Genomic DNA, 16,308 nt, shown 5'->3' with positions numbered 1-16,308 from the left:
GCCGGGCGGTGGCCCGGCGGGGCGGGTCAGCGGTGCACCTCGACGTCGCAGTCCGCGCGCATGCCGCGGGCGCAGCCCACGGTGGCGGGGTGGCTGTTGCCGAGGGCGGAGCGGTAGCGCTCCAGGGTGGTGGTGTGCAGGCGCTGGGCTTCCTCGGTGCGGCCGAGTGCGCGCAGGTCGAGGGAGAGGTTCATCGAGCAGGCTAGGGTGGCCGGGTGGTCGTCGCTCAGCCGGGCCCGGCACAGGGGGAGTGTGCGTTCGTCGATGGTGAGGGCCTCGGTGTAGTCGGCGAGGGCGTAGTGGTCGCTGGCCAGGTTGATGGCGATGCCGAGGGAAGCGGGGTGTTCCTCGCCGAGGACCGCGCAGTGTGCCGTGTAGGTGTCCTTGTCCTCGGTGAGTGCCTCGTCCACCTCGCCGATCAGCCGGCGGGTCACGGACAGGTCGGCGGCGGCGGCGAGGGCGTAGGGGTGGCGGGGGCCCAGCAGGTCGCGCAGGGTGTTCAGGCACTGGACGCCGACGGCGCGGGCGCGGTCGAGGTCGGCGTTCTGGCGCAGGTCCATGGAGAGGTTGAGGACGGTGGCCGCGACGTTGAGGTTCCGTTCGCCGAACTTGCCGCGGTACAGGCGCAGGGTCTCCTCGTTCAGTTCCAGCGCGCCGGCGTGGTCGCCGGCCTTGCGGCGGGCGACGGCCAGGGTGCGGGCGGCGATCAGGCTGACCGGGGCGGAGCGGTCCTTGATGACGTGCCGGACGCGTTGCAGGGTCTCCTCCTGCATCTCCCGGCTGCGCAGGTAGTCACCGGACTCCCGTACGTCGATGGAGAGGTTGCTGGTGATGAGCAGGGTCAGCAGGGCGTCGTAGCCGAGGGAGCGGTTGGCCGCGTCCCGGGCCTGGGTGTCGATGTCCCGTGCCCGGGTGTACTGGCCGACCAGCCGGAGGGCGAGCGCGTAGTCGTTGGCGGCGGCCAGCAGTGTCGGGTCGCCGTCCTCGAAGACCCGCACGGCGCGGCGCCAGCGGTCCTCCTCCAGCTTCACCGAGGCGTCGAAGTCGCCCCGCACCTGGGTGCTCTGGGACACCGCGCCGATGGCGGCGAGGGTGTCGGGGTGGTCCTCGCCGACGCTCTCCCGGAGCAGCCGCAGACTTCTGTCGTTGAGTTCCGAGGCCTCCCGGAAGTGGCCCAGGGCGCGCAGCGTGTGACCGAGGGTGCCCGCGACGTCGAGCGTCTGCAGGTCGGCCTCGCCGCGCCGCCCGGTCCAGGTGTCGACCACCTCACGGCCGTACTCCGCGCAGGTGAGGTGGTCGCCCGAGCGGTACAGATAGCGGATGAGGTTCACCACCATGTCGCGCACCCAGCCGTCGTCGCAGTCCAGGGCGCGGGAGAACCGGGCGTGGACGAGCAGTTCGGCGTAGCGGGGCCAGTTGCCGGCCGCCACGTCCACCGGGTCGGCGTTGGCCAGCAGGATGTGGGCGGCGTGCCGCATGTCCGCCTGCTCCTGCGGGGACATGCGGCCCACCAGCACGGCCCGCACCAGGCGGTGCATCTGGATGGTGCTGTCCCGGTGGTTGATCTTGACGAGGGAGTAGCGGTTGATCTCCCGGAGTGCCTCGCCCAGTCTGACCGGGCTGCGCAGCACCTGGGTCAGCTCGGCGGGCAGCTCGACGCCGCGCACTCCCACGAAGATGCGGCGGGGGATCGGCTCGGGCGCGAAGAACGAGCAGACCTGCAGGAGCTGATGGGCCCCGGGGTGCCGCTCGGCCAGCCGGCCGAGGGACATGTTCCAGGCGGCGGCGACCGGTTCCGGGTAGTCCACGGGGACGCCGGCGGCGAGGAGTTCGCTGCGCTGGGAGTCGAGGTCCGCGCGTTCGTCCTCGAAGATGTGCAGGTACTCGTCGACCGGCATGCCGGTCTCCGACAGCCAGGCGGCGGCCTGCTCCAGGGCGAGCGGCAGATTGCCGAGGGCCTGGGCGATCCGCGCCGCCTGCTCCCGCTGGAGTTCGGGTCCGCGCCGGGCGAGGAGTTCGATGCTCTCCTCGGTGGAGAAAACGTCGATGTCGACCGTCCGTGCGATGCGGCCCCACTGTGCGTTGCGTGAGGTCACCAGGATCCTGCCGGTGTTCTGGGCGGGGAAGAAGCGCCGCACCGTGTCGGGGTCCTCGGCGTTGTCGAAGACCAGCATCCAGCGGCGGTAGGGGCGGCCGGAGCCCAGCGCGGACAGCACCGTCGCGATGGTGATCTCCTGCTCGCCGCCCGTCTCCAGCCCGAGAGCCGCGCCCAGCTGGGTGAGCGACTGACGGATCTGCTCCGGACGCTCGGCGGAGATCCACCAGATGACGTCGTACTCCGGCGCGTGCTGGTGCACGTACTCGATGGCGATCTGCGTCTTCCCGACACCGCCCAGGCCGTGCAGCGCCTCGGGCAGCACCGCGGTCGCCCCTTCGGTGGTCAGTCTCTGGTGGAGCGCCGCGAGTTCCCTGGCCCGCCCGGTGAAACTCGGGTTCCGGGGCTGGACGTTCCACACGGCGGGATCTCCGGCCCGACGCTCCTCCGTCGGCGGAGAGCTCCGGACGAGGGGGACTGACACGGGTGCTCCTTTTATCGAATCATCGGGTACGTCGGGTAAGTCGCGTATATCGGTGGGTGGCGCATCCGCCGTGCGATCGCTCGCCGCTCCGGCTTGGGGTCGATCCGTGTCCGAATTGCGGCTATTGGTCACGTTTATCACCTCGGACTGGTCGGTCTGGGCCGGGAGAGCGGACGTGGACTGCTCCAAGCGGCTTCGGAGCACGCGCGAAGATTCCAGATAGGGGCCGCTCAGTGCCCTGGTCACCTTCACCTGAACGTGGGCGTACGGGATGAGCCGTTCGGGTAACGGGAGGTCACCCGGGGAGGCCCGCGGGTCGTCCAGCAGCGCTCCGAGTTCCCGCAACGGCTGCCACTTGCGGCCCAGCCGCTCCAGGGTGCTGCGCAGCAGGTAGCGGGTCTCGTCCCTCGACTCGGCCGCCGAGAGCATCAACTCCCGCACACCGTCGTGGAATTCGTAGGCGACGTCCAGTTCGTCGAGCGGGTCGGTGCCGACCCTGCGCAGCAGGCCGCCCAGCATGACCTCGGCCAGTTCGCCGGGTCCGGTACGCGCTCCGCCGGTCCGGAGCAGGTGTTCCATGGTGGGAATGTTGAGCGGGATCGCGGCCAGGCGCGCGGCCAGTTCCCAGGCCGCCGGGCTCGCGTCGGCCCGGAACCGCGAGACCCGTTCCATCGGGTCCCGCGGAGGCTCCGGAACGGCGGCCGGGTCCGGGTGGCGGCCCGCACCGGGGGAGGTCACCCACACGTCGTGCGCGCCGGCCGCCAGCCCCGTGGCCAGCCGGGCCCAGCGGCCGAGCCACGCCGGGGCCAGTTCCAGCACCGGGACGACCGCCGTGTCCGTGCCGCCGCGCACCTGCCAGGTGCTGTTGGGCGCGCCGGGCCCCGGAACGCGGACCCGGGCCAGGTGCGCGGGCAGGCCGGTGCGGTGCCACACGGCCTCGCCCAGCACGTTCACCACGGCCACCGAGGCATGCCGGGCCCACTCCGCGAGCAGTCGGGCCGCCCGTCCGCCGCGCCAGCCCGGCCCGACGCCGTCGGTCACCAGGAACACCACCTGGCGCCCCCGGTCGGGCAGCCGCACGGTCAGCGGCGAACGCCCGACGCGCCAGGGCGGATCGGACTCGGTCATCCGGTCACCGTCGAGGGTGTGCACCCGGATGTCGCGGAACGCGCCGGTGTGCCGCAGGACCTGCTCGAAGTCGGACACCGTGCGCCGCCACACGGTCATCGACGAACTGACGTCGGCGACCAGCACGGCGTCCATCCACCGCTCCCGCAGCGGCCGGAACTGTGGAACCCAGCGGAGGCTGAGCGCCGTGGACTCCGCGGTCGCCTCCTCGTCCAGCTCGGTCTGCGTGGCCGACGCGGTGGCCCGCTTGAAGGGGCGTAACGCCCGGGCCAGCTCACGGGCCCGGATCGCGGGCCAGGCCGCCCGGTGCACCGGCGCGTGCGGACCGCCGGTGGACGGGACGCCGTCCGGCGCCGGCCCGGCCGGGGCGCCGAGCAGCGCGTCGGCCCGCGCGGTGCCGTCCGGGTCCGGGGCGTACGTCCGCGGGCCGGCCTCGTCCCGGGCGGCGCCCTGCTCGGGCGGCGCGGGGGTCGGCGAGGCGCCGTGCTCCTCCTCCGCTCCCTGGGCGTCGGCCGGCGGCGGTTCGGCCGCCTCCGGCTCGGACCGGGCCGGCTCCGGGCCGTCCGCCCCGCGTTCGCCGGTGCCCTCGCCCGCCCCGACGGCCAGCAGGATCAGCGCGTCGGCGATCTCGGACCACGAGGCGCCGAACGATCCCGGGTCCGTAGGGGTCGTTTCGGTGCCGCCGTCTCGCGTCACGGCTCTCTCACGCCGTCGAGCCGGTGCCAGACGGCCCGCAGCAGTGCCTCCCAGTCGGCGCCACGGGAGTAGGCGCCGGACGTCGCGAGCCAGATGGAGTTGAGCAACTGGTCGGTGGCCAGACCGTTCTCCTGCGCGCTGCGCTCGGCGAACAGCCGGATGAGCTCCGCGACCCGGGGATCGTCGTCCCGCGACCCGAGGTGCGCGGTCACGATGTCGGCCAGCCGGTCCCGCTCGGGCTCCCTGACGTGCAGATGCAGACAGCGGCGCAGGAAGGCGGGCGGGAACTCGCGTTCGTCGTTGCTGGTGATGACGACGAGCGGGAACTCCCGGCACCGGACCCTGCCGTCGCGGATCAGGACCGTCCGGTCGGGGTCGTCGGACCGCACCTCCACCACCGGCCGGTGGCCGCGCAGCCGGGCCAGCTCCGGGATGGTGAACTCACCCGCCTCGAAGACGTCGAGGAGGTCGTTGGGCAGATCCATGTCGCTCTTGTCGAACTCGTCGACCAGCAGCACCCGGGGGAGCGCGTGGGGCAGCAGGGCCGTTCCCAGCGGACCGAGTTCGAGGAACGAGCCGATGTCGGACGACGGCGCGTCACCGTCGCCGGAGGGCGCGACGGCCGGGGCCGCGGCCCGGGAGTCCGAGGTGGCCGCCGCGTGGATCCGGCCCACGGCGTCGTATCGGTACAGACCGGAGGTGAGGGTGGTCCGGGAGGTGATGGGCCAGCGCAGCACCCGTCCCAGCCCCAGCTCGCGGCTGATCCGGTAGGCCAGCGACGACTTGCCCGTGCCGGGGCGCCCGGTGACCAGCAGCGGACGGCGCAGGATCAGCGCCGCGTTCACCAGGTCGACCTCGGTGGGGTCGGCCACCATGCCCTCGCGGGTCGCCCCGAGTCTGCGCCGCAGCTCGGCCTCGTCCTGCGGCGGCGCGGGCGGCTCCACCGGCGCCTGCGCCCCGCCGTCCCCGTCCGCGGAGGCGGAGCCGGAGGAACCCGTGAACGTCCGCCAGGGCGGTGCCCCGGGCAGTACGTCGGCCAGCTCGATGTCGTGCAGCGGCAGGCCGGTGCCCCGGTAGATCCACCAAGGCCGCGGAAGGCGCGCGGAGCCGGCCCCCGTGCCGTTCCCCTCGAATTGGGCAGCGCCGGTCATCGACCGTCCACCCCCTGGTCCGGTCCCGTCAACGGCTGAGGGCTCTCGACCGGCCTCGTCGGGTCGTCCCACAGGAGTACCAGATGGTGCCCCGGATGATCGTCGCGGCCGTTCAAGGAACCCCCGTGGGCTTCGGTTCGCAATTCTGTCACGGCCTCGCGGAGCCCTGAAAGGTCGCGTAGCAACGCGTTGTCGGACTGCACAACGTCGGGCGGTGTGCTCAGGTCACGTGCGTCCCGTGAATCCCAAAGGAGGGCGGGTACCCCGCATCTCAGGGCCACGAGTGCTTCCTGCGCCCCCTCGCCGGCACCCTCCGGCGGCCGGGACAGCACGAGGCAGCCGACCGACCTGTCCCCCTTCAGACGGGCGTCGAGTCCGGAGACGTCCCCGCGCCGCGGGTCCTCGGGCCGTGGTCCGCCCACCACCAGCGGGCGGGCCAGCTCGGGCGTGTCCCGGACGGCCGTCCAGCGCTGCCGCCAGGGCCGGTACCAGCGGGGTGTCCGGCTGCGCTGCAGGCTGCGTACGACGACGCAGTACCCGACGCTCAAGTACGACACCGGATCGCTGTCCAGCTCGGTGCGGAAGCGGTGCACCGGCAGTGTCAGATCGTCCGTGCCCAGCAGGAACTCCACGTGGATGCGGTCGGCGTCCCGGGCCCAGTCCTCGTCGGCCGCGAACACCAGCCGCTCGACCTCGCGTTCCGCCTCGGCCGGTGTCACCTCCACGCTCCCCTCCTGACGTGGACGCCAGGAGTCCGGGGCGTCCGGGTCGTAGTGGCGCCACGAGGTGAGCAGATAGCGCCCCGGTTCCTCCCTGCGCAGCAGCCGCACCACCAGGTAGGCGTTGCCCGGCTCGGGGCTGGACGCGTACGCGGCCTGCTGCCGCAGGCTGCGCAGCTCGGTGAGCAGGGACAGGGCCTGCGCCTGGGTGTCGTTCCAGGCCCGCAGCGTGAAGCTACGGTCGTGCGGGGCCTCGGCGGCCACGTACTCGACGAAGGCCAGGGTGGGTGGCAGCCCGTCCGGGCGCGCGTTGAGCCGGCTCAGCCCCTCGAAGGCGCTCCAGGCGTCGGGGTAGGGGGGAACCGGCCGCAGGTCGGCGACGGCTCTGCGGCACAGCGAGGGCAGGTTGGGCGGCGCGAGCCCGTCGAGCAGCGGCCGCAGCGAGAGGACCTCGTCGACCGGGAGTGCGGGGTCGGCGAGCAGGTCGTCGGTCAGCGCCCTGATCTCGTCGACGTCCTCGTTGAACGCCCTGAGCGCCTCCAGCAGCGCCCGCATCGTCCTCGGGTTCTCCAGGCAGACCGAGGCGAGTTCCAGGAGGAAGTAGTGCGCCACGTCGTACTCCCGGACCGGCGGAGGCGTGCCGAGCTCCTTGGCCATGAGCCGCAGGCACAGCGCCCGCGAGCCGCGCTCCTGTAAGCTCGCACACCTGCCCAAGGCTTCCGCAAACTCCCGTACGAGTCCGAGACCGCCGCCCCCGTAGGCAGTCATCTCTCATCCCTTCGTGGCCGTGCACTCTTCCACAGCCCTCGGCCCGGGCCAAGCGATTCAGGTGAACGCCCGGCAACCGTTCAGTTTCCCAACAGGCCTGTCATTTAAAGAAGTTGAAGGATCGTCAGGTAGCTCCGTACCTCCTCGACCGCCGGTGTGCCGGGCCACAGCGCGTCCAATGCCTCCATCAGCGACTCCCACCCCCGCATCGACTCGCAGGTCCGCAGCAGCGACAGCGCCTCCAGGCGGACGCTGTGCTGGCGGCTGGTGAGCACGCCGATGCCGGGCAGGGCGTCCAGGAGGTGCTGCCAGGCGGCGGGCGCGCCGATGCCCGGCACGTCGAGCAGCAGGGTCGTCAGCTCGCCCAGTTGCCGGGTCGACAGGGCCGCCGCCCGGGGCGCTCGCGCCGGTGGGGCCGGGGCGTCCAGAGAGGCCAGCAGCTCGAAAGCGAACGCGGCCGCGTGGCGCGCGGCGACCGGCTGCCAGTGGGTGTCGTGGGCCGCGTCCTTGTCGCCCAGCAGGTCGGACACGCCCCGGACGACGAGGGCCTGCACCCGCGGGTTGATCCTGGCCGCGGTGAGCAGGCCGAGCCCCTCCGTCTCCACGGCCAGCGTGTCGCCCGCCACCTCGCCGAGCAGCCTGCCGGACGCCGACTCGGCGTGCGCGACCACCTTCGAACCGGCGGCCAGCGCACCGACGTACGCGGCCGGCGTCTCCTCGGGCGGTGGCGCGATACGGCCCTGCCAGCGCCGGTCGGCCGCGACCAGCCGGGCCCGCTGCACCAGGGCGAATGCCGACGGCCAGGACTTGATCCGGGGCCGGAAGGCGTCCCGCTCGTCCCGGCCGCTCTCGTAGCCGTAGACGGTGTCCGCCACGACCACGTCCCCGAGCCGCGCGTCCTTGCGGCCGCCCGCGACCCCCACCAGGAGCAGGACCGAGGGGCGCAGCCGGGCCACCGCCCGTTCGGCCAGCACCGCCGCCAACTCGTTGCCCGGTCCCGCGAGTTGCACGCCGACGGTGAGCCGGCCGTGGTGCCCGGCGAAGCGGCCGGTCTCGTGGACCGCGCCGTCGGCCGTGCGCCTGTCACGGCCGGGTTCGAGATGACCGACGACGGCCAGGTACTCGCACTCGATCGCCGTCAGTACGAACGCGTCGACCCTCTCCACCCGCACCGACCGCCCCCTCCCCCATGCCCGGACCTCCATGGTGAGGGATCCGCGTGGCCAGGGGAACTGTCCGGGAGGTGGGCACTCGCCCGCCGACGTGCCGTAACGCCCGACGTCTAGACTTTCCCGGCAACGGCCAGGGCTTCGCCAGAACCGAAGGGTACGCAACGTCTTGATACGGATCGACGCAGTCACCAAGCGATACCCGGACGGCACGGTGGCCGTCGACCGACTCTCCCTCGACATCCCGGACCGCGCGATCACCGTCCTGGTCGGCCCCTCCGGCTGCGGCAAGACCACGACGCTGCGGATGATCAACCGGATGGTCGAGCCCACCGAGGGCAGCATCCTCCTCGACGGCCAGGACATCCGTCGGCAGCCGGTCAACACCCTGCGCCGCTCGATGGGGTACGTCATCCAGAACGCCGGTCTCTTCCAGCACCGCACCATCGTCGACAACATCGCCACCGTGCCCCGCCTGCTCGGCTGGGGCAAGCAGAAGGCGCGCGCCCGGGCGGCGGAGCTGATGGAGCGGGTCGGGCTCGACACCTCGCTCGCCAAGCGGTACCCGTACCAGCTCTCCGGCGGCCAGCAGCAGCGGGTCGGCGTGGCCCGGGCCCTCGCCGCCGACCCGCCGGTGCTGCTGATGGACGAGCCCTTCTCCGCCGTCGACCCGGTCGTGCGCAAGGGACTGCAGGACGAACTCCTGCGCATCCAGAACGAACTGGGCAAGACCATCGTCTTCGTCACCCACGACATCGACGAGGCGATCAAGCTGGGCACGACGGTCGCCGTACTGCGCACCGGCGGCAGGCTCGCCCAGTTCGCCCCGCCCGCCGAACTGCTCAGCGCCCCCGCCGACCCGTTCGTGGAGGACTTCCTCGGTGCCGACCGGGGTATCCGCCGGCTGTCCTTCTTCTCCTCCGCCGGACTGGAGTTGCAGACCCGGCCCGTCGTCCCGCTCGACGCCGACGCCGAGCGGCTGGCCTCCGGTGGCCCGGCGCCCTACCGCCTCGTGACGGACGCCGACGGCAGGCCGCTGGGCTGGGGCGCGCCGGACGAGCTCACCGCCGGGCGGATCGACCGGGACCGGCTGCTGCCGTACGGCCGGCCGTTCCTGCCCGGCACCGACTCGCTGCGCACCGCGCTCGACGGGGCCGTGCTGTCACCGTCCGGCTGGGCCGTGGCGGTGGACGGCGAGGGCCGTGCCGTCGGCGTGGTCTCCCAGCAGGCCATCGGCGAGGCGATCCGCGCCGCCCACACCGAGGACCGCCAGGACGCGAAGGCCGTGCGATGAACGGCTTCTTCGACATCCCGAGCGACCTCCAGTACGGCTACTTCGGCCTGATCGGCCTGCATCTGCGCGAGGCGCTGCTGCCGGTGCTGGCCGGGCTGCTCGTCGCGCTGCCCGTCGCCCAGCTCTGCGTGCGGTTCCGCTGGCTCTACGCGCCCGTGTTCGGCGTGACCACCGTGCTCTACGCCGTCCCGTCGCTGGCGTTCTTCGTGCTCCTCATCGACTACACCGGCATGACCGAGACCACGGTGATGATCCCGCTGGCGGTGTACAGCCTGGTGGTGCTGGTCCCCGCGATCGTGGACGGCGTCCGCTCGGTGCCGCCGGAGACCCTGGCCGCCGCCACCGCCATGGGCCTGGGGCCCGTACGGCGTTATCTGCAGGTGCAGTTGCCCATCGCCGTGCCGGCCATCATCGCGGGCCTGCGGGTCGCGGCCGTGTCGAGCATCTCCCTCGTCAGCATCGGCATGCTGATCGGCAACCAGGGCGCGCTCGGCAACCTGCTCAACGACGCCCAGATCTACCACCGGCCACCGCTCGCGGTGAACTCCGTGCTGACCACCGCGGTGCTGGGCATCCTCGTGGACGCCGCGCTGGTCCTGGTCCGTGCCCTGCTGACTCCCTGGATGCCGCGGAAGGGTGTCACCCGGTGAACGTATTCGACTTCGCCCACGCCTTCTTCGGCGACGGTGCCCACTGGCACGGCCAGGACGGCATCCCCACCCGGTTCGGCGAGCACATCCTGTACTCCCTGGAGGCCGTCGGGATCGCCGCCGCGATCGGGCTGCCCGTCGGACTCGTCACCGGTCACCACGGCCGCGGCGGCAACGCCCTCGCGTCCATCGCCACCGCGGCCCGGGCGCTGCCCACCTTCGGCCTGCTGGTGCTGATGTTCACCTGGCTCGGGTTCGGTCTGCTGCCGGTGATGATCCCGCTGGTGGCGCTCGCCGTACCGCCGATCCTCGTCACCTCCTACGAGGCGGTCCGCTCCGTCGACCCGCCGCCGGTGGACGCCGCGCGGGGCATGGGGATGCCCGAGGCGCGGATCCTGCTCCAGGTGGAACTCCCGGTGGCGCTGCCGCTGATCCTCAGTGGTCTGCGGACGGCGGCCATCCAGGTCGTCTCCACGGCCACCATCGCCGCCTACGTCAGCTTCGGCGGCCTCGGCCGGTACATCATCGACGGACTGGCGCAGAGGGACTACGAGAAGGTCGTCGGCGGCGCCACCCTGGTCGTCGGGATGGCGCTGGCGACCCTGGGGGTGTTCTGGGCCGTGTCCCGGATCGCGGTCTCGCCGGGGGTGCGCAGGAGCGGCTGAGTCGGTATCCGTCACCATGCGCCCTCAACCGGTCGCGGATCGAAGCCAATCGGTGACCCGAGATCACTTGACTGAGTCAGAACCGGCTGGATTGGATCGGTGAGTGACTTCCACCAACCGCATCAGCAGGTCCATCCGGAGGAACCGAGGCGCGGCCGTTGTCGCCCTCGCGGCGGCGACGGCGCTGCTGGCGGGATGCAACTCCTCCGACGGCAAGGCCGACAACCCCCTGACGGACAGCAACGCGAGTGGCGACAGCGTCGTCGTCGGATCCAACAACTTCGCCGAGAGCATCCTGCTCGCGGACATCTACGGCGAAGCCCTCAAGGCCAAGGGAATCAAGGTCACTTACAAGCCGAACATCGGCAGCCGGGAGACCACCTACGGTCTGCTCAAGAACGGCTCCGTCACCGTCCTGCCCGAGTACAACGGCGCCCTGCTGGCCTATCTGGACCCGAAGGCCGCTCCGAAGACGCTGGAGGCGACCACTTCGGCCATCGAGGCCAAGCTGCACTCGAAGCTGACCCTGCTGGACCCCTCGCCCGCCGAGGACAAGGACTCGATCACGGTCAACGCGGCCACCGCCAAGAAGTACGGCCTCGGCGAGAAGTCCTCGATCGCCGACCTGAAGGACGTGGCGAAGGACCTGGCCATCGGCGCCTCGCCGGAGTTCCAGACCCGTCGGCAGGGCCTGGTCGGCCTCAAGTCCGTCTACGGGCTCCAGTTCAAGTCCTTCAAGGCGCTGGACGCGGGCGGCCCGCTCACCCAGGCCGCGCTGAAGAAGAACGCCGTGCAGGCCGCGGACATCTTCACCACGGACCCGACGATCGCCAAGGAGAAGTTCGTCGTCCTGCAGGACCCGAAGAACCTCTTCGGCTTCGAGAACGTGCAGCCGCTCGTCCGCAAGGGTGAACTCTCCCAGAAGGGCGTCGACGCGCTCAACGCCGTCTCCGCCAAGCTGGACACGGCGACCCTGCTGGATCTGGACACCCAGGTGCAGTCGCAGAACAAGGACCCGCTGGACGTGGCCAAGGCCTGGCTGGACTCCGCCGGCCTGAGCTGACCCCCGGCGCCTACACCGGCTCCCCGGAGGCCCGCACCGGTTCTCCGGCGCCCTGGGCCGCCGCCCCCGCCTCCTCACGGCGCCGGCGGCGGCTCACCCGGGGCGGCTGGTCGGGCAGCCAGCCGAAGGTGAGGCAGCTCCCCACGGCACCGAGGAGCAGGCCGACGAGGAAGCCGCCCAGATTCGAGGTCAGCCAGCTCCCCAGGGACAGCAGGATCCCGGTGAGGGAGTAGAAGAGGCGCTGGCCCGGGCTGAAGAGGATCAGCAGACCGCAGATCATCATCAGCACCGGCAGCAGATAGCCCGCCAGGCCCTGCATGCCGATGTGCAGGATCACCGGGAGCGGCGCCTTCATGGTCACCAGGATCTCGGCACCGCCCAGCACCAGCAGCAGGCCGCCCGCGAACGGCCGGCGCCCCCTCCACTGCCGGAAGCGGTTCACCGCGGGCAGCCGTCGCCGTCGAACCGCATGTGCAGGTTCGGCAGCTTGAACACGGCGGCGGTGGCCGCGTAGTTGTGCTGGTACAGCTCGGTGATGACGACCTTGTCGGCCTGCTGTCCGTAGACGCCCTCGGGGCCCTGGACGCCCGCCTTGTCGAAGGTGCTGGCGTCCCGGCCGATCTCGATGCCGTCGAACGTGGCGTTGCCCTTGATGTCGTCGGAGTCGATGGCCAGGTTCGACACGCTGACCGGCTTGGAGCCGCCGCCGGCGGTGAGCACGAGCTGGATGCCGCCGAGGTCGACGCTCTGGCAGAGGTTGGTCAGGGTGCCGTCCTTCACCACCGAGGTGACGACCAGCTCCTGGCCGCCCGTGTCCCCCTGGTTCGGGCTGTTCTCGATCATGTTGTCCAGCGCGCCGAACTGCTCGAACCCGGTGCCCTCGAGCTTGTCCGCGGTCACCACGAACGGCATGCCGGAGATGGCGAACTGCACGCCCAGCGCTCCCTGCGCGGTCAGGATCGCGAGGCCGGCGGCGACCAGGGTGGCCGGCACCGCCATCAGCGCGGCCCTGCGCGCCCGGACCCGCCCCCGTCTGGGGGTGTCCGGTGCTTCGGGGGAACCGCTTGCGGTGTTCTCGGGGGTGTTGCCGGCGGACGAGACGTCCGGTGACGAGGCCATGTGTCTGCTCCCATGGGCATGGATCGATGCGGATCGGGCTCCAGTGGCGTGGTGTCCTGGCGCGGACGGGGCTGTCGCGCGTACGCCTCCTCGCACTCCCGGCGGATGCAAGGGCTTTCTCGTTACGCGTCAGTAGCCTCCTCGGAAGTTACCGCCGGTTACTTTGAAGGGTCAAGGGAGTTGTGAAAATAGGGTGTCGACGGTGCGATCGAACGGCAACTGCCGTTCCAGCTCTTGACGTTGATGGCCCATCAGGTCTAAAACTCTGCCTGGTTTCCCCTGGATCCGTGGCGCCGGATCCGCCGAGCGGCATCGTCCGCGTTCCCGGCCTCTTCCGAACACCGCTCCGCCCGGCATCGCGCCGGCCCGGTACGCACCACCGCCATTCGCGCACCGCCTTGTCCTGCCCTGCCGTGGTCCGGCCGTCCGACCCGGTCGGCAGGCCCTTTCCCGGCCCCGCGCCGGTTCACCGGTCGGCCGCCGCTGCCGGTCCGTCACGTACGGAGAAGGCGTCACGGACCGGCAACGGCGGCGTACCGGAGGGGCGTCACGCCCCGGCACGCCGCCAGGCCCCATCCCTTTCGACGGCACCCTCAACCCCCCACCTCACCCCACATCACCCCCACTTCGAAACGAGGCACCCGCATGCGTAAGCGCACCCTCCTCGCCCTGGCCGGAGCCGCCACCGCGCTCACCGTCGCCGCCGCCGTCCCGTCCGCCGCGGCCGGCAGCGCCGTCCTGACCACGGGCAGCACCGGCGGCACCGCCGCCGCGGTCGGCGACACCCTGACCGCACCGCTGGCCGCCGGCACCTCCGCCACGCTCTACTCGAGCGCCACCGGCACCAGCGGCGTGAGCTGCACGACCTCGCAGTTCACCGCGACGGTCGCCGACAACCCGGCCGCCCCCGGTACGGCCACCGAGTCGGTCACCGGCCACAGCTTCGACGCCAGTAGCTGCACCAGCAACGTCACCGGTGTGCTGGGCGTCAGCAGCATCGTGGTCGACAACCTGCCCTACACCGCGACGGTCACCTCCGCCGGCACCCTCACCGTCTCACCGCCCAGCGGCTCCACCATCCAGACCACGGTCAAGCTGCGCACCCTGCTCGGCAGCGTCACCTGCGTCTACCGGGCGGCGAGCCTGACCGGCACGGCGAGCAACAGCGACAGCAGCATCGCCTTCACCAACCAGCAGTTCACCAAGTTCTCCGGCTCGTCCCTGTGCTTCGCCAACGGTTACTTCACCGCGAAGTACGCGCCTGTCACCGACGCCGGCGCCCGGCTCTACGTCAACTGAGGACCGGGTAAACGGCGTTCAGCGCCGGCGTAGACGCGGGACCAGGACCACGCCCGCGACGAGCACCAGCACCGCGGCGGCGCCGCCCGCCACCAACGGAGCCGAGGGGCCCGCGTCCGCGCGGGTCGCCTCGGCCACCGGCGTGCCGTCACCGGCGTCGACCGACGGGGTGCCCGGCGCTCCGGCGGGAGCCGACGCCGGCGCCGAGGGCCGGGCGGACGGCGTCCGTGTGGGCCGCGAGCTCGCCGGTGCTTCCGGGGCCCCGGCGGTCTTCGTGGCCTTCGCCGCCGCACCGGCCTTCTCCGGGAACACCACGTCGGAGCACGAGTAGTAGGTGTCCGGAGTGCTGCTGTTCTGCCAGATCGTGTACAGCATCTGACGCCCCGTCCGGTCCTTCGGCAGGGTGGCCCGGAGGTGGTACGCCCCGTTCGTCAGGGGTGGGTCCTTGATCTCCGCGAAGGGGCGCGTGGGCAGGTCGGACCAGGTCAGCGGCTTCGTCGGGTCGTAGCCGGGCCGGGTGAGGTACAGCCGGAACGTGCCGGTGTGCGCGATCGTCGAGGCGTACGTCATCGTCAGCCGGACGCCCGGGGTCAGCCGGGTCGCCGGCCAGTCCGCCCTGGGCAGGTCGAGCCCCCGGTAGGCGGGCAGGTTCCCGCTGCACAGCCTGCCGTCGGGGATCACCTGCCGGTCCCGGCCGGCCACGCCCGCCACGCGCAGGTTGTCCCACGCGGTGAACGGAGCGCCGTTCGCGGAGACAGCGGCCCCGCAGGCCGCGGACCGGTTCGCGGCGCCGCCCTCGGGCGAGCAGGCGTACACCCGGCTGACCGGGTCCGTGGGGGCGCCGTGGGCCTGGGCGGACCCAGCCACCCATGGCAGGAGCAGGAGCGGGGCCACCGCGGCGGCCGCCGTGACGCTCAGGCGGGCGGTCATCCGAGTCATCCGGGACGCCTCCTCGGCGGGCGCGGGAACGAGGTCTGCCGCATCCAGTACGGGAGACGCGTCCGCCGCGTTCAGTACAGACCGCGTCGGCTGTTTTCGGGTGCGCCCTCGCCCGGCGGCCGACCGATGAGCCGTCCGGTCGATGGCGTGCCACTCAACGTCGCTGTCCATGCCGGTGCTTGGCTTCCGGGAACCGTCGAAGTAGCGGAACAGGCGCTTCCCCGACGGAGATCGTTTGCGGAACGCAAGGCGGGTACGGGGGTCGTGCGGCTGGACGAAAACCGTCCTCGGTAAATTTCCGCCCGGCCGACTCCCGTCGGCACTCCGTGAGTTATCGTATGCGGGGGGCAAAACAAACCGCGTGTCCCGTTCGGTTGAGCCGCGAGGAGGGGTCATTCGATGGCGAGGCAGTTACGTGCAGAGCAGACACGGTCGACGATCATCACGGCCGCCGCCGACCTGTTCGACCGGCAGGGCTACGAATGCACCAGTCTGAGCGACATCGTCGGGCATGCGAAGGTGACCAAGGGGGCGCTGTACTTCCACTTCGCCGCCAAGGAGGATCTCGCCCACGCCATCCTCGACCTCCAGTCCAGGGCCGCGCAGAAGGTCGTCGACGACGTCGAGGGTCGCGGCTACTCCTCGCTGGAGTCCCTGATGCGCACCACGTTCGCCGTCGCCCGGCTCGCCGTCGAGGACCCGGTGCCGCGCGCCGGACTGCGACTCGCCACCACGGACGTCCCCGTGCGGCCGCCCATGCGGCATCCGTTCACCGAGTGGCTGGAGTTCGCCGGCCGCAAGTTCACCGGTGCTGTCCGGGAGGCTGATGTGCACCCCGAGACAGACGTGGGTGTCGTCGCGCACTCCCTCGTCTGCTTCTTCATCGGCACCCGGGTCGCCGGCCGTTCCCTCGAACCGGTCGGACGGCTGCCCCGGCGCGTGGCCGAGATGTGGCACCTCATGATCAGGGGCGTGGTGCCGGTGCACCGCCGCCCCCGCTACCTCACCCTCGCCACGCAGCTCGAGCGGGAGATCAGAACCGGCTGACCAGCGCGATACGGTGACGGGC

General features: G+C 71.8%; 13 protein-coding genes. 6 read left to right on the top strand and 7 right to left on the bottom strand.

Translation table 11 applies throughout. The features are described 5' to 3' along the window. Window positions 1–26: 26 nt before the first annotated feature. The 4 genes from fxsT to ACFVVO_RS05140 all read right to left on the bottom strand — a co-directional run bounded on the left by fxsT (window position 27) and on the right by ACFVVO_RS05140 (window position 8,213). Entirely contained in the window at window positions 27–4,403 is a 4,377-nt protein-coding gene (gene fxsT / locus ACFVVO_RS05155) for an FxSxx-COOH system tetratricopeptide repeat protein (RefSeq protein ID WP_390051862.1), read from the bottom strand. Then, window positions 4,400–5,554: an AAA family ATPase gene (locus ACFVVO_RS05150; protein ID WP_390051861.1), complete on the bottom strand. Its 1,155-nt coding sequence runs from the start codon at window positions 5,552–5,554 to the stop codon at window positions 4,400–4,402. The genes fxsT and ACFVVO_RS05150 overlap by 4 nt, the downstream gene beginning before the upstream one ends. Beyond that, window positions 5,551–7,041, bottom strand: coding sequence for a hypothetical protein (locus ACFVVO_RS05145; RefSeq protein ID WP_390051860.1), 1,491 nt, complete (start codon window positions 7,039–7,041; stop codon window positions 5,551–5,553). The genes ACFVVO_RS05150 and ACFVVO_RS05145 overlap by 4 nt, the downstream gene beginning before the upstream one ends. 104 nt (window positions 7,042–7,145) lie before the next feature. Beyond that, window positions 7,146–8,213 carry a hypothetical protein gene (locus tag ACFVVO_RS05140; protein WP_390051859.1) on the bottom strand — a complete coding sequence of 356 codons (1,068 nt, stop codon included), beginning with the start codon at window positions 8,211–8,213 and terminating at the stop codon, window positions 7,146–7,148. A 166-nt stretch (window positions 8,214–8,379) separates the two neighbouring features. On the opposite strand from ACFVVO_RS05140, the gene ACFVVO_RS05135 reads away from it, so the two are divergent. The 4 genes from ACFVVO_RS05135 to ACFVVO_RS05120 all read left to right on the top strand — a co-directional run bounded on the left by ACFVVO_RS05135 (window position 8,380) and on the right by ACFVVO_RS05120 (window position 11,882). Continuing rightward, the gene (locus ACFVVO_RS05135) at window positions 8,380–9,504 is read left to right on the top strand and encodes an ABC transporter ATP-binding protein (RefSeq protein WP_390051858.1); all 1,125 of its coding nucleotides are present in this window, start codon (window positions 8,380–8,382) and stop codon (window positions 9,502–9,504) included. Beyond that, the gene (locus ACFVVO_RS05130) at window positions 9,501–10,154 is read left to right on the top strand and encodes an ABC transporter permease (protein WP_390051857.1); all 654 of its coding nucleotides are present in this window, start codon (window positions 9,501–9,503) and stop codon (window positions 10,152–10,154) included. Before ACFVVO_RS05135 ends, ACFVVO_RS05130 begins: the two co-directional genes overlap by 4 nt. Beyond that, complete coding sequence (locus ACFVVO_RS05125; RefSeq protein ID WP_390051856.1) at window positions 10,151–10,819, top strand: ABC transporter permease; 669 nt, start codon at window positions 10,151–10,153, stop codon at window positions 10,817–10,819. The genes ACFVVO_RS05130 and ACFVVO_RS05125 overlap by 4 nt, the downstream gene beginning before the upstream one ends. Before the next feature lie 103 nt (window positions 10,820–10,922). After that, window positions 10,923–11,882, top strand: coding sequence for an ABC transporter substrate-binding protein (locus tag ACFVVO_RS05120; protein ID WP_390051855.1), 960 nt, complete (start codon window positions 10,923–10,925; stop codon window positions 11,880–11,882). Between the two features lie 10 nt (window positions 11,883–11,892). Here the strand turns inward: ACFVVO_RS05120 and ACFVVO_RS05115 are convergent, their stop codons facing one another. Next, window positions 11,893–12,324 carry a DUF6114 domain-containing protein gene (locus tag ACFVVO_RS05115; protein ID WP_390051854.1) on the bottom strand — a complete coding sequence of 144 codons (432 nt, stop codon included), beginning with the start codon at window positions 12,322–12,324 and terminating at the stop codon, window positions 11,893–11,895. After that, window positions 12,321–13,001, bottom strand: a complete 681-nt coding sequence (locus tag ACFVVO_RS05110) for a DUF6230 family protein (protein WP_390051853.1) — start codon at window positions 12,999–13,001, stop codon at window positions 12,321–12,323. The genes ACFVVO_RS05115 and ACFVVO_RS05110 overlap by 4 nt, the downstream gene beginning before the upstream one ends. Window positions 13,002–13,646: 645 nt before the next feature. Here ACFVVO_RS05110 and ACFVVO_RS05105 point away from each other — a divergent pair. Then, window positions 13,647–14,300, top strand: a complete 654-nt coding sequence (locus ACFVVO_RS05105; RefSeq protein WP_390051852.1) for a Tat pathway signal sequence domain protein — start codon at window positions 13,647–13,649, stop codon at window positions 14,298–14,300. An 18-nt stretch (window positions 14,301–14,318) separates the two neighbouring features. Here ACFVVO_RS05105 and ACFVVO_RS05100 read toward each other — a convergent pair whose 3' ends face one another. After that, window positions 14,319–15,239 (bottom strand): lytic polysaccharide monooxygenase, encoded by a 921-nt coding sequence (locus ACFVVO_RS05100; protein ID WP_390051851.1) that lies wholly within the window; start codon window positions 15,237–15,239, stop codon window positions 14,319–14,321. A gap of 399 nt (window positions 15,240–15,638) precedes the next feature. Between ACFVVO_RS05100 and ACFVVO_RS05095 the strand changes: the two genes are divergently transcribed. Next, window positions 15,639–16,286: a ScbR family autoregulator-binding transcription factor gene (locus ACFVVO_RS05095; protein WP_390051850.1), complete on the top strand. Its 648-nt coding sequence runs from the start codon at window positions 15,639–15,641 to the stop codon at window positions 16,284–16,286. Window positions 16,287–16,308 lie beyond the last annotated feature (22 nt).

The organism is Streptomyces sp. NPDC058145 (assembly GCF_042884245.1).
Classification (GTDB): domain Bacteria; phylum Actinomycetota; class Actinomycetes; order Streptomycetales; family Streptomycetaceae; genus Streptomyces.
Note: the sequence above shows the minus strand (reverse complement) of the source record. Positions and strands in the feature narration are given on the sequence as shown.

What these genes read in the sequence shown, in the direction of transcription:
- ACFVVO_RS05150 (WP_390051861.1), bottom strand. Translation starts at nt 5,554, where the DNA reads ATGACCGGCGCTGCCCAATTCGAGGGGAACGGCACGGGGGCCGGCTCC.
- ACFVVO_RS05095 (WP_390051850.1), top strand. Translation starts at nt 15,639, where the DNA reads ATGGCGAGGCAGTTACGTGCAGAGCAGACACGGTCGACGATCATCACG.
- ACFVVO_RS05105 (WP_390051852.1), top strand. Translation starts at nt 13,647, where the DNA reads ATGCGTAAGCGCACCCTCCTCGCCCTGGCCGGAGCCGCCACCGCGCTC.
- ACFVVO_RS05145 (WP_390051860.1), bottom strand. Translation starts at nt 7,041, where the DNA reads ATGACTGCCTACGGGGGCGGCGGTCTCGGACTCGTACGGGAGTTTGCG.
- ACFVVO_RS05100 (WP_390051851.1), bottom strand. Translation starts at nt 15,239, where the DNA reads ATGACTCGGATGACCGCCCGCCTGAGCGTCACGGCGGCCGCCGCGGTG.
- ACFVVO_RS05110 (WP_390051853.1), bottom strand. Translation starts at nt 13,001, where the DNA reads ATGGCCTCGTCACCGGACGTCTCGTCCGCCGGCAACACCCCCGAGAAC.
- ACFVVO_RS05130 (WP_390051857.1), top strand. Translation starts at nt 9,501, where the DNA reads ATGAACGGCTTCTTCGACATCCCGAGCGACCTCCAGTACGGCTACTTC.